This is a genomic window from Catenulispora sp. MAP12-49 (genome assembly GCF_041262705.1).
Lineage (GTDB): Bacteria > Actinomycetota > Actinomycetes > Streptomycetales > Catenulisporaceae > Catenulispora.
This window is the reverse complement of sequence record NZ_JBGCCP010000003.1, coordinates 1-12,116: the sequence shown is the minus strand read 5'-3', so window position 1 is coordinate 12,116 and position 12,116 is coordinate 1. Positions and strand designations below refer to the sequence as shown.

The 12,116-nt window shown below is 72.6% G+C and carries 10 protein-coding genes; 5 read left to right on the top strand and 5 right to left on the bottom strand.

Going from position 1 to position 12,116, the window contains the following annotated elements; translation table 11 throughout:
- Positions 1-83 precede the first annotated feature (83 nt).
- Positions 84-305 (top strand): ribbon-helix-helix protein, CopG family, encoded by a 222-nt coding sequence (locus ABIA35_RS07210; protein WP_370335645.1) that lies wholly within the window; start codon positions 84-86, stop codon positions 303-305.
- The gene (locus tag ABIA35_RS07205; RefSeq protein WP_370357418.1) at positions 296-709 is read left to right on the top strand and encodes a PIN domain nuclease; all 414 of its coding nucleotides are present in this window, start codon (positions 296-298) and stop codon (positions 707-709) included. Before ABIA35_RS07210 ends, ABIA35_RS07205 begins: the two co-directional genes overlap by 10 nt.
- A 58-nt stretch (positions 710-767) precedes the next feature.
- Here the strand turns inward: ABIA35_RS07205 and ABIA35_RS07200 are convergent, their stop codons facing one another.
- The 3 genes from ABIA35_RS07200 to ABIA35_RS07190 form a co-directional block, all read right to left on the bottom strand.
- Entirely contained in the window at positions 768-1,613 is an 846-nt protein-coding gene (locus ABIA35_RS07200) for an LLM class F420-dependent oxidoreductase (RefSeq protein WP_370335649.1), read from the bottom strand.
- A gap of 24 nt (positions 1,614-1,637) precedes the next feature.
- Positions 1,638-3,782 (bottom strand): hypothetical protein, encoded by a 2,145-nt coding sequence (locus tag ABIA35_RS07195; protein WP_370357417.1) that lies wholly within the window; start codon positions 3,780-3,782, stop codon positions 1,638-1,640.
- A gap of 136 nt (positions 3,783-3,918) precedes the next feature.
- Positions 3,919-4,347, bottom strand: a complete 429-nt coding sequence (locus ABIA35_RS07190) for a DUF3052 domain-containing protein (RefSeq protein WP_370335653.1) — start codon at positions 4,345-4,347, stop codon at positions 3,919-3,921.
- A gap of 127 nt (positions 4,348-4,474) precedes the next feature.
- On the opposite strand from ABIA35_RS07190, the gene ABIA35_RS07185 reads away from it, so the two are divergent.
- The 3 genes from ABIA35_RS07185 (at position 4,475) to ABIA35_RS07175 (ending at position 8,444) form a co-directional block, all read left to right on the top strand.
- Positions 4,475-5,266: a response regulator gene (locus ABIA35_RS07185; protein ID WP_370335655.1), complete on the top strand. Its 792-nt coding sequence runs from the start codon at positions 4,475-4,477 to the stop codon at positions 5,264-5,266.
- A complete protein-coding gene (locus ABIA35_RS07180) occupies positions 5,259-6,419 on the top strand; it encodes a sensor histidine kinase (protein ID WP_370335657.1) in 1,161 nt (386 codons plus the stop codon). Before ABIA35_RS07185 ends, ABIA35_RS07180 begins: the two co-directional genes overlap by 8 nt.
- A gap of 141 nt (positions 6,420-6,560) precedes the next feature.
- Positions 6,561-8,444 carry a cell wall-binding repeat-containing protein gene (locus tag ABIA35_RS07175; protein ID WP_370335659.1) on the top strand — a complete coding sequence of 628 codons (1,884 nt, stop codon included), beginning with the start codon at positions 6,561-6,563 and terminating at the stop codon, positions 8,442-8,444.
- A 129-nt stretch (positions 8,445-8,573) separates the two neighbouring features.
- Here ABIA35_RS07175 and ABIA35_RS07170 read toward each other — a convergent pair whose 3' ends face one another.
- Positions 8,574-11,132 (bottom strand): FtsX-like permease family protein, encoded by a 2,559-nt coding sequence (locus tag ABIA35_RS07170; protein ID WP_370335661.1) that lies wholly within the window; start codon positions 11,130-11,132, stop codon positions 8,574-8,576.
- Between the two features lie 14 nt (positions 11,133-11,146).
- Complete coding sequence (locus ABIA35_RS07165; RefSeq protein WP_370357416.1) at positions 11,147-11,941, bottom strand: ABC transporter ATP-binding protein; 795 nt, start codon at positions 11,939-11,941, stop codon at positions 11,147-11,149.
- Positions 11,942-12,116: the final 175 nt, after the last annotated feature.

Here is a 12,116-nt window from a genome sequence, read left to right as displayed (position 1 = left end):
TCCACTCGTTCCGGTGATGCGCGAGCGCCTTGCTTGATGAGCCGCCAGCTGGGGATATCATGGGATATCCAAGGAGGTTCGACATGGCTGACCTACTTGTCCGTGACGTCCCCGAAGAGGTCATGAGCGCTTTGGACGCACACGCCGGACGTCTGGGGATATCGCGCAGCGAGTACGTGCGCCGCCGGCTGGCTGCCGACGCCGCGCTGTCCGAGGCCCCGGTCCGCAGCGCCGATCTGGTCCGGTTCTCGGATCTGTTCGCCGACCTCGGCGACCCGGACGTCATGGGACAGGCGTGGCGGTGACGTCCTGGCTCATCGACAAGTCCGCGCTGGTGCGGCTCGGCTCAAGTCCGGACGTCGACGAGTGGGCGTCGAAGATCGAGCGCGGCCTGGTCCGAATCAGCACGGTGACCCGGCTGGAGGTCGGCTACTCGGCACGGTCAGGCATGGATCTGCGGACCGGACTGCGCACACCTCCCCTGTCGGCGATGCCAGTCGAGTACCTGACGCCGGCCATAGAGGACCGAGCGCTGGAGGTGCTGACTCTGTTGGCCGATCATGGGAAGCATCGCGCGCCGTCCATCCCGGATCTGCTGATCGCCGCTACCGCGGAGTTGGCAGGACTCGCCGTGCTGCACTGCGACAAGGACTTCGATCTGATCGCTGGAATCACCGGTCAGCCTGTGGAGCAGCTCCACATCGCCTAATGCGAACGTGGATGGAGGGCCCGCCTCAGCCGGTGGGCCCCGCCCGGCACCGCCGCCGCTACCCGATCTCCCGCAACCGCGGCAGCTCCGCCGCGAGCTGCTCGGCGCGCGCCACCGGATCGTCGGTCTGCAGGATCAGCAGCGGGTCGCTGATGCCGATCGCCGTGAACCCCTCGATCGTGCGCCGCAGCGCGTCGAAGTCGTCGCCGACCCGGATCTGCACCGAGCGGCGGATGCTCGCCGGGTCGCGGCCGACATCGGCGCAGTGCCGGTCCAGGACCGCCGAGGCCTCAGCGACCTCTTCCGGGGTGCCGCCGGCGGCGTTCCACACCGCCGCGTACTCGGCGGCCATGCGCAGGGTGCGCTTGCGGCCGCTGCCGCCGATCCAGATCGGCGGGTGCGGGCTCTGGACCGGCTTGGGCTCCGCGATCGCGTCCTTGATCTGGTAGTGCTTGCCGTCGAAGGTGGTGCGGGTCTCGGTCCACAGGGAGGTGATGATCCGCAGCGCCTCCTCCAGCCGGTCCGCACGGTCCCCGGCCGTGCCGAAGGGAAGGCCGAGCATCGTGTGCTCGTTCTCGGCCCAGGCCGCGCCGATCCCGAACTCCAGGCGGCCGCCGGACAGGTGATCGACCGTGACCGCCATCTTCGCCAGCTCGGCGGGGTGGCGGTAGGTGTTGCCCGTGACCGAGACGCCGATGCGCACGTGCGACGTCAGCGCCGCCATGCCGGCCAGGGCCGTCCAGGCCTCGAAGATGTCCTTGGTCTCATCGCCCCCGAGGCTGGCGAAGTGGTCCATGTTCCAGCAGTGGTCGAAGCCGGCTTCGTCGGCGATGCGCCAGACGGCCTTGTACTCGTCGATCGTCGCGTCCTGGCTGAGTTTGATCCCATAACGGAGGTTCGCCATACGCCAGTCCTATCGCATCGGCGCCTACTTCGCCGTCAGCGCCCCGAGCTTCTTGCGCGACCGCTTTCCCGCGAGCTCCTCCTCCACGCGCGTCAGCCAAGGCCACGCGCCCAACGCCGCGAAACGGTCCGCCGCGGCCTCCAGCCGCGCCCGGTCGCCGTCCTGACGTCCGAAGGCGAGCAGCGTGCGCGCCTCCTCGTAACGGTCGTCGGTCTCGGCGTGCAGCCGCAGGGCCTTCTCGAAGTGCAGCTTGGCCTTGCCGCCCTTGGCCTGGCCGACCTGTCCGAGGCAGCGTTCGGCGACGGCGCGGACCACGATGGACATCGAGGCCGAGGACGCCTCCCTCGCCTGCTCCGCGACTTCCCGCGCCCGCGCGGCCTGTCCGGCCTGTCCGGCCCGCACCAGTGCCTCGACCAGATCCCCGGCCACCGGCAGCACCGAGGGATCCCGCACGCCGAGCCGTTCCAGCGCCTCGGCGACCCCACCCAGCACCGTCGCCGCCGCGTCCCACTTGCCGTCGGCCAGCAGCGCGACGCCGACGGCGTGCTGCGGCCACAGCGCATAAGCCTCGGACCCCGAGGACTCGGCCTCGATCACCGTGGCGTCTTCCAGGGGCGCGCCCATCAAAGAACTGACACGCAGCGCCATCCCGCGCGCCACCGCCCGGACCGGCCCCTGCCCGAGCCGGGACGCCAGCGCCGCCGCCTCCATCGCGTCGTCCCGCGCCGCCGGCCAGCGTCCCGAACGGAAACCGACCTCGGCCCGCGCCACCAACATGGCGGGGAGATGCTCGGCCGCCCCATACGCACGCAATAGGGCGATTGAGCGGTCCAGTACCGCAGCCGCTCCTCTGCCATCACACGTCCACATGGCCCCGGCCGCGATCGCCGGCACCGTCAGCGGCCCCATGTCCAGGGGATCGGACAGCAGCGCGGAGGACACCACCGGCGCCAGCATCGCCTCGGCGTCGATGGCGCGCCCGGCCAGGATCAGGCCGATCGCGGTGGTGTGGCTGCCGGACTCCAGCAGGGCCTTGATCCGCGTCTGCGGCGTGCGCAGCACCGAGGTGCGGGTCGCGATGCCGTCCAGGCGGTGGTGCAGCGTCGCGTCGTCGGTGAGGACGCGCGCCTCACGGATCGCCCGTCCCACCCCTCCCAGATCGCCGAGCAGCCGCGCGGTGTCGGCGGCGCCGCTGAGCCAGCGGGCCCGCGCGCCCTGATCAGGGGACAGACTCGCCGCGCGTCCGTATGAGGACCGCGCGGCCTCCAGCGCTCCGCGCGCCCGCGCGCCGTCCGCGGAGCGGCCCAGCGCCTCGGCCGCCGGGCCGTCGGTGCCGACCGCCGCGCCGGCGAGGTGCCGGGCCAGGATCTCGCCCTTCTCGGCCTCCCGCAGCTCGGAGATCGCGTCGACGAACGCCGTGTGCGTCTCCTGCCGCTCGGTCGGAGTGGCGGTGGCGTATATGGAGGTGGCGACACCGAGGTCGCGGAACCGCCAGCCGGAGGTCGTGGCCTCGACGACGCCGTCGGCGACGGCCGGGGCCAGATCGCCGACCCGCAGGCCGAGATGCTCCAGCGCCCCGCCGACCTCGTCGATGTGACCGGTCGCACTGGCGGCCAGGACGAGGAGCGCCCGCGTGGTCGCCTTCGGCAGGTCGCCGGACCCGGCCGGGCGCTGCACCTGCACCGCCACCGCGCCGAGCGCGCCGAACGGGGCCCGGCGCACGTCGTCGACCCCGATCAGCCAGGCCACCGGCGCGCGCCGGGTGGCCCGGACCGCGACCGCGACGGCCGTCGCCGAGGGCTTGTCGAGCAGGTGCGCGTCGGCGATGACCGCGATGACCGGCTGGACCGCCGCGGCCTGCACGAGCAGTTCGCCGGCGGCGCGCCCGACGTGGCCGGCGCCGCGTTCCAGGTCGAGTCCCGCCTCGCCGTCGAGCAGCGGCCGGATCAGATCGGCCAGGCCGGAGAACGCCAAGAGCCCGCGCTCGGCGGTCTGCTCGCTGGGGATCTGCCCGGCCGAGACGTCACCGCCGGCCCGCAGCAGGGACAATCCTTCGACGACGGGGCCCGCGATCACCGCGAGGTCCGCCGGAGCCGCCCCGCCGAGCAGGACGGCGCCGCCCAGGCCACGCCGCACATGCTCAAGGAGGGTCTGCACGGGCTGCCGCATGCGTATCAGCCTACTGGTGGAACGCTCGCGATATGTCGGATCCGGTCAACCGTGCTCCGGTTGAGACCTGCGAGACAGGTGTGAGCGGTGAGTCGGGTGCCTCCGGCGCGTCCGCCAGCCCCCGCCATGGCCGCCGCTAGCGCCGGTCGAGCCGGTACACCAGCTTCAACCCGGACCACGTGGCGTCGATCGCCGCGATCTTCACGTCGACCAGCCCGATCGGCAGCGCGAGCGCGTCCGCGCGGACCACGCTCTCCGAGACGTCGGTGACGATGTTCGAGGCCTTCTTCGGCCAGCACATCCACAGCGCCCCGCTTTTGGAGAGCAGAGACGGGAGCTTTTCGTAGCCGTCCGTGAGCGTCGCGTGATCCTTGGCGAACGCCACGATCACGTCGTAGGGGCCGGCACCGCCGTCCTCGGCCGTCTCCAGCGTCACGTCATAGGGCAGCGGCTCGGGGTCGAAGCCCTCGGGGGCATCGTGGAAGAGCACGTAGTGCCCGGCCTTGATGCCGAGTTTCTTGGGCAATGGCGTGCCGGAGTAACCGGAGGACTGCGGGGAGTTCACGTCCGCAACCCTAGTCGTCACAGTTCCGTAAGCACTGGAAAGCCCCGCTCAGGACCACGCGCGGTGTTTCCTTGGAACGGGACAAGACGGACTGGCACAATGTGATCACCAGGAGGACGCCGACCCGATGACCACGCCGGACACCACCGATGCCGCACCCGGTATCGCCATAGCCGCTGAGCGCCAGGACGGCGAGCCGCCCCTGGACGTCCTGGTCGTGGACGACGACGCCACCGTCGCCGAGGTCGTCGCCGCCTACCTCACCCGCGCCGGCTACCGCGTCCGCCGCGCCGCCGACGGCCCCTCGGCCGTGGCCGCGGCGGCCGAGCACCTGCCGGACCTGATGGTGCTGGACCTGATGCTCCCCGGCTTCGACGGCTACGAGGTGCACAAGCGGGTGCGGGCCCTGGGCGAGGTCCCGGTCATCATGCTCACGGCGCGCGGCGAGGAGGGCGACCGGATCCTGGGCCTGCAGGTCGGCGCCGACGACTACGTCACCAAGCCGTTCAGCCCGCGCGAACTGGTGCTGCGCGCGGGCAGCGTGTTGCGCCGCTCGCGCGGACACGGCCGGGGCCACGCGGGCGAGGCCGAACCGCAGGCCCCTGAGACCCTCGCCCTGGGCCGCCTGGAGGTGGACCTCACCGCACACCAGGCCCGGCTGGCCGGGGAGCCGCTGGCCCTGACCGGCCGCGAGTTCGACCTGCTGGCGTTCCTGATGGCCAACCCCGGCCAGGCTTTCAGCCGGGCCGAGCTGATGCGGCAGGTCTGGGGCTGGTCGTTCGGCGACCAGTCGACCGTCACGGTGCACGTGCGGCGGCTGCGGGAGAAGATCGAGACCGATCCGGCCGCGCCGTCGCTGATCGTCACGGTCTGGGGCGTCGGCTACCGGCTCGAGGCGCCGGAGGGCCCCGATGCGTGACCTGCTGCTGATCTTCGCCATGGGCGCCGGCTCCGCGGTCGGCGCCTCGCTCATCGGCTGGCTGGCGCTGCGGGCCCTGCGCGGGCGGTCGCTGCGGGCCTCGCTGTTCGCCTCGGCCGCGACCGGGGTCCTGGCGGTGGTCGCCGGCATCGTGATCGCCTCCCGCGCGATGTTCCTGTCCTCGCACGACGCCGGGGTCTCGGTGATCGTCTCGCTGTCCGGCGCGGCGGTGACGCTGGCGCTGGCCACCCTGCTGGGCCGCAGTGTCGCCGACGACAGCCGCACGCTGCGCAACGCCTTGCAGGCCCTCGGCCAGGAGGAGCCGGTGCCGGGCCCGGCCCCGCACGGCAGGGCCCTGATGACCGGCGAGCTGGCCGCCCTGGACCGCGAACTGCGCGCCACACAAGCGAAACTGGCCGAGTCGCGGGAACGCGAGCGCGCGCTGGAGCGCTCCCGCCGCGAACTGGTCGCCTGGGTCTCGCACGACCTGCGCACCCCGCTGGCCGGCCTGCGCGCGATGGCCGAGGCCCTGGAGGACGGCGTCGCCACCGACCCGGCCCGCTACCACATGCAGATGCGGCAGGCCGCGGACCGATTGGCCGGCATGGTGGACGACCTGTTCGAGCTCTCCCGGATCCACGCCGGCGCGCTGCGGCTGACCCTGGAGTCGGTGGCGCTGGCCGATCTGGTGGACGGCGCGCTGGCCGAGGGGCAGCCGCTGGCCCGGGCCCGCGGGATCGAGCTGTCCGGCTCGGTCACGGCCCCGGCCACGGTGCGCGGCGATGTCAGGGAACTGTCACGCGCGCTGTCGAACCTGGTGGTGAACGCGATCCGGCACACCCCGGAGGACGGCACGGTGCGGATCGAGGCCACCGCGCTGGCCCCGGCCGGCGTGGACGGCGAGCCGCGGGTGCTGCTGTCGGTGACCGACGCCTGCGGCGGGATCCCGGAGGAGGACCTGGACCGGGTCTTCGACGTGGCGTGGCGCGGGACGGCCGCGCGCACGCCGGAGACGGAGAGCCCGGTCGGGGCCGGGGCGGGCCTGGGGCTGGCGATCGTGCGGGGCATCGCCGAGGCGCATTCGGGTGCTGTCACGGTGGGCAATGTCGACGGCGGCTGTCGCTTTGAGATGCTTTTGCCCGTCCCGGCGTGAAGTTCTGTTTCCGACATGAAGATCTGTTCCCGACATGAAGATCTGTTCCCGACATGAAGATCTAGGCGTTTATGTTGAGGTAGGCCTGCGATGCCTCCGACGGGCCCCCTAGGGTGGTCGGGACTTACGGAGGGGATCGTTATGAACCGCATTCGTCTGACCGCGTCCGCTGTGGCCGCCTCATCCTTGGGGTCTCTGGGCCTGGTGGGCATCGGGGCGACCAGCGCCCACGCCGCGTCCACCACCCCGAACACGGCTTTCAGCGGCAAGGGATTCGACACCTGCGTCGCGCCGAGCTCGCCGCAGATGGACGACTGGTACGCCCACTCGCCGTACCGGGGCGTCGGGGTCTACATCGGGGGCGCGTCCTACCACCCGGACCAGGACTGCAAGTCCTCGGCGAACCCGAACCCGCCCGCGGACGGCGGCTACAGCGCCGACTGGGTCGCGCACCAGGCCGCGACCGGCTGGGGCATGTGGGCCATCTACGCCGGCCAGCAGGGTCCGACGCTGACCGCCGCGGGCGCGAACCCGACGGCCCTGGGCGCCACGGACGCCGCCGACGCGGTCAAGAAGGCCACCGCCCTCGGCTTCGGCGCGGGCACGACGATCTTCGTCGACATGGAGCCCTACCACGAGGACGCGACCGCGCAGGCGGTGGTGGCGTACCTGAAGAGCTTCGGGAACTCGTTGAACGGGACCGGCTTCAAGCTCGGTCTGTACGGCACGTCCGGCAACCCGGCCAGCGGCCACAGCGCGATCGGCGACGCCGCCGCGGACCCGGGGCTCCAGGCCCAGATCTCCGCCGTGGACATCTCCGGCAGCACCTCGGACCAGCCGAACTTCAACGCCACGACGAACGACCCGTACGTCCCGTCGACCGACTGGGCCAAGCACCAGCGCGTCCACCAGTACTTCCTGGACGTGACCCGGCAGTACGGCAGCTCGCCGGCGATCCAGGTCGACGAGGACGAGGTCGACCTGTCGCCGACCTCGCACGTGACCCTCGACCCGTCGCAGGTGCACGCGGTCCGCTGGGCCGGCAACGACCGCATCGGCACGGCGATCGCGGTGTCCCAGAAGCTGTGGCCGGCCACGAACAACAGCCTGGCCGACTTCTACGCCCCGGCCGACAAGCGCCCGCTGGCCAAGAGCGCCGTCCTGAGCCGCTCGGACGACTTCGCCGACGCCCTCGGCGGCTCGGCCCTGGCCGCCCACGACAGCGGACCGCTGCTGCTGACCGAGACCGCGAGCCTGAACCCGGCGACCTCCGCCGAACTGAAGCGGACGCTGGCTCCCGGCTCCACCGTCTACCTCCTGGGCGGCGAGAAGGCCCTGTCCCCGGCGGTGCTCACGGCGGTGCAGAAGCTGGGCTTCAACCCGGTCCGCCTGGCCGGCGACGACCGATACACCACCTCGGTGAAGATCGCCCAGCAGATGGCCGGCGACATGAAGGACTCCGGCGGCCACCCGGCCGTGCAGCGCGTCCTGCTGGCGACCGCCTCGCTGTTCCCGGACGCCCTCGCGGCCGGCACCGCGGCGGGCGCGACCCCGGACACCGTGCTTGTCCTGACCAACGGCACGCAGATGCCCGCGGCCACCGCCTCCTTCCTGCACCAGTGGGCCGGCACCCCGGCGGGCGCGAACGTCTACCCGGTCGGCGGCGCGGCGAACACCGCGGCCAAGACCCTCGGCAGCGCGGTCCCGGCCGGCAACCTGAAGCTGAACGGCCTGGTCGGCGCCGACCGCTACGCCACCGCGGCCCTGGTGGCGCACCAGTTCTTCGGCGCCACCGGCACCCCGCACATGTACGCGGTCGCCACCGGCCAGAACTGGGCGGACGCCCTGTCCGGCGGCGCCGCGATGGGCACCCTGGACGGCCCGCTGCTGCTGACGCCGCCCACCACCCTGGCCCCGGCCACCCGCGGCTTCCTCAACGACGAGAAGGCCGGCGGCTCGATCGAGGTCGGCGTGGTGCTCGGCGGGCCGGCGGCGGTTTCGAACGCGGTGCTGAACAGCTTGTAGGCGCTTCGGCGCTTCGGCGCATAGTCGGCGGCACCGGATTCCGGTGCCGCCGACTCGCTTTTCCGCCGGTCCGCGGATGCCCCCTCCGCGCCCGCCGACCGGCGAAGCTTCAGCCCGGCACTGATGCGATCACTCCTGCGCGATGGCCGCCAGCAGGTCCAGGCGGGCCGCGCGCCGGGCCGGCCGGGCCGCCGCGATCACTCCGGCCACCGCGCCGGCGGCCAGGATCAGGGCCAGCGCCGCCGGCGAGGCCGCGAAGCCGATGGCCGTGGAGCCGCCGGCCGCGCGGACCAGGGCCCAGGCCAGGAAGGTGCCGAGGCCGACGCCGCCGAGCGTGCCGAACAGTGCCACCAGCAGCGACTCCCAGCGGACCAGGGCCCTGGTCTGGCGCCGCGTCAGGCCGACCGCGCGCAGCAGTCCGAGCTCGCGCGTGCGCTCGTGGACCGACAGCGCCAGCGTGTTCGCGATCCCCGCCAGCGCGATCACGATCGCCAGCACCAGCAGCACGTACGAGACGGTCAGGACCACATCCACCCCGGAGGCCTGCGCGTCCGCGTACTGCTGCCGGTCCTGCACGTCCGGGCTGCCGTAGGGCACCACGGCGGCCGTGATCGCCGGACGCGCCGCCGCGACCGTCGTCCCCGGCGCCAGCTTCACGATCACCGAGGTGTCCGTGACCTGATTCGCGTGCGCGGACCAGGCCGTGGCGTCGATCAGGTAGCTGTCCAGGGAGCCGCGCGGGCCGTAGACGAAGCCGACCGGGACCGTGCCCGCGGTGCCGTCCGGGAAGACGACCGTGACCGAACTGCCCAGCGGATGCTTCTTCGCCTCCGAGGCCGAGACCCCGATCTCACGGCCGCCGGCCAGCGCCGCCGCCGAGCCGCCCCGGACGTCCAGCGACACCGCCTGGCTCAGCTTCGCCGTGTCGGCGAACGACACGTTCGTCGCGGCACCGCCGACCGAAGCCGTCCCCTGCCCGATGCCCACGGCGGCCGCGACGCCCGGCACCTTCTGCAGATCGGAGGCCAGCTGCGGGCTCAGTCCGCCGCCGCCGAAGGACGGCGAGGAGACCGCGAGGTCTCCGACGAACGACCGGTCCACATCAGACTTCAGCGACGTCTTCACCGACGTGGCGAAGACCGTCAGCAGCGTCACCACCGCGACGCCCACCATCAGCGCCGTCGCGGTCGCGGACGTCCGGCGCGGATCCCGTGCGGCGTTGCGCCGGGCCAGAACACCGGTCGTCCCCGCCATCCGTCCGCCGCCGGTGACCAGCGGCCCGAGCACCCGGACCGCCGCGCGCGCCGCGACCGGACCGAGCATCACCACGCCGACCGTGGTGGCCGCGGCCCCGGCTCCGACCAGCGCCAGCGATCCGCCCGCGACGGCCAGGCCGATCCCGCCGGCCAGCAGCAGCGCGCCGACCGGCGTCCGGACACGTCCGAACCCGGACTGCGTCTCCCCCACCGACGCCTCCCGCAGCGCCGCGAGCGGGGCGACGCGCGAGGCACGCACGGCCGGCGACAGCGCGGCCAGGGCCGTCACGCCGACCCCGACCAGCAGCGCCAGCGCGATCGTCGTCTTCGTCACCGCCAATCCCCCGGCGGGCAAAGCGAATCCGGCCGCGTCGAACAGCGCCTTCAGCGCCTGCGCGATGCCCAGTCCCCCGACGACGCCGGCCGCCGAGGCCACCAGCCCGAGCGCCGCCGCCTCGCCGAGCGACGAGCGCAGAACCTGGCCCCGCGACGCCCCGAGGGCCCGCAGCAGGGCGTTCTCGCGCGTGCGCTGGGCGATGAGGATCGTGTAGGTGTTGTGGATCGAGAACGCCGCCACCAGCAGCGCCACGGCGGCGAAGACCAGCAGGAAGCCCTTGAAGAAGGTCAGGAACGCCGTCCCGATCGCGTCGGTGTTCGCCTTCGTGTACGCCGCGCCGCTCATCGCTGTAACGCCCGGCGGCAACGCCTTGGACACCGCCGCGACCACAGAGTCCTGCGAAACGCCCGACTTGCCGGTGATCAGGATCTGCGATGCCTGGCCGGGGCGCGAGATGTACTTCTCCGCGACCGTCTGCGTGAATCCGGCGTACGTCACCTGCCCGATCCCGCCCTGCGTTCCGAATCCGGCGATCCCGACGATCGTGACCCGCACCGGCAGCGGCGTCTGCACGACCGTGGTGTCCCCGATCTTCAGATGCCCTGAATCCGCCGCGCCTTTGTTGATGACCGCTTCCACCGGCTGTCCGGCCGCCACGTCGCGCGGTGCGCGTCCGGAGACCAGGTGGTACGAGTTCAGCGCCGTGGACGGGATCCAGTTGCCGGCGGTGCGCGGCGGTCCGTTGCCGCCGACCGCCTTGCCGTCGGCGCCGAGCAGTTGGCCGTAGCCCACGATCTCGGGCTGGGCGTCGGCGACACCGGGAACCGTGCGCAGCGAATCAGCAATCTGCGCAGGGACCGGGGCGCGCAGGCCGCCGAAACCGGAACTGCCGTGCTGGGAGATCAGGGTGTCCGACTGGACGACCGCCGCCACGCCGCTGTCGGCGGTCGCGAAGAGGTTGTCGAAGTTGCGGGACAGCGTCGCGTTCAGGGTGAGGGTGCCGGCCAGGAAGGCGACGCCGAGGAACACCGCCAGGAACGTGCCGATCAGACGGCGTCGGCGGGCGGTGAGGTTGCGCAGGGCGATGGTGAGCATGGCTGTGGGCCTCCCTATTCGCCGGATGTGCCGGATGTGCCGGATGTGCCGGCCTCGCCGAAGCGCTGCATGCGGGCCAGGACGGCATCGCGCGTGGGCAGCTCCAGCCGGTCCACGAGGCGGCCGTCGGCCAGGAACAGGACCTCGTCGGCGTAGGCCGCCGCCGAAGGGTCGTGGGTGACCATCACCAGGGTCTGGCCGAGGTCGGTCACCATGATCCGCAGCAGCCCCAGAACCTCGGCCGCGGACCGGGAATCGAGGTTGCCGGTGGGCTCGTCGGCGAACACCACCTCCGGGCGCGAGGCCAGGGCGCGCGCGACCGCGACGCGCTGCTGCTGGCCGCCGGAGAGCTCGGCCGGGCGGTGCTTCAGGCGGTCGCCGAGGCCGACGGTGCGGACGACGGTGTCGAGCCAGTCCCGGTCCGGGGCGCGGCCGGCGAGGTCCAGCGGGAGCGTGATGTTCTCCGCCGCCGAGAGCGTCGGCAGCAGGTTGAAGGACTGGAAGACGAAGCCGAGCTTCTCCCGCCGCAGCAGGGTCAGCTGCTTGTCGGACGCGGCGCCGAGTTCGACGTCGCCGATGTACACCTGGCCGGAGGTCAGGCGGTCCAGGCCGGCCAGGCAGTGCATGAGGGTCGACTTGCCCGATCCGGAGGGGCCCATGACGGCGGTGAAGCGGCCGGCGGGCAGCGCGACCGTGACGCCGTCGAGGGCGCGGACGGCCGCGTCGCCGCCGCCGTAGTGCTTCACCGCGGCCACCGCGCGGGCGGCGGGCGCCGTGAGGGTGCTGGGGGTGGTGCTCGTGGTGGTCATACCGTCGATTCCACCTTCGGAGAGTCTGCGGTGTAGTCGTACGACGGGAGTCACCTGGGCTACTTCGCCGGGAGACAGCGATCGGGTAGGCGGGTCGGTCACCCGACCCGCCTCCCACACCACCGGACATGCGGGCCACGCATCCGGCGGTTCGTCAGGCTGATCTCAACTTCTG

Excerpts from the sequence above, each read along its gene's own strand:
- ABIA35_RS07210 (WP_370335645.1), top strand. The coding sequence starts at position 84 with ATGGCTGACCTACTTGTCCGTGACGTCCCCGAAGAGGTCATGAGCGCT.
- ABIA35_RS07200 (WP_370335649.1), bottom strand. The coding sequence starts at position 1,613 with ATGGCGAACCTCCGTTATGGGATCAAACTCAGCCAGGACGCGACGATC.
- ABIA35_RS07195 (WP_370357417.1), bottom strand. The coding sequence starts at position 3,782 with ATGCGGCAGCCCGTGCAGACCCTCCTTGAGCATGTGCGGCGTGGCCTG.
- ABIA35_RS07185 (WP_370335655.1), top strand. The coding sequence starts at position 4,475 with ATGACCACGCCGGACACCACCGATGCCGCACCCGGTATCGCCATAGCC.
- ABIA35_RS07180 (WP_370335657.1), top strand. The coding sequence starts at position 5,259 with ATGCGTGACCTGCTGCTGATCTTCGCCATGGGCGCCGGCTCCGCGGTC.
- ABIA35_RS07175 (WP_370335659.1), top strand. The coding sequence starts at position 6,561 with ATGAACCGCATTCGTCTGACCGCGTCCGCTGTGGCCGCCTCATCCTTG.
- ABIA35_RS07170 (WP_370335661.1), bottom strand. The coding sequence starts at position 11,132 with ATGCTCACCATCGCCCTGCGCAACCTCACCGCCCGCCGACGCCGTCTG.
- ABIA35_RS07165 (WP_370357416.1), bottom strand. The coding sequence starts at position 11,941 with ATGACCACCACGAGCACCACCCCCAGCACCCTCACGGCGCCCGCCGCC.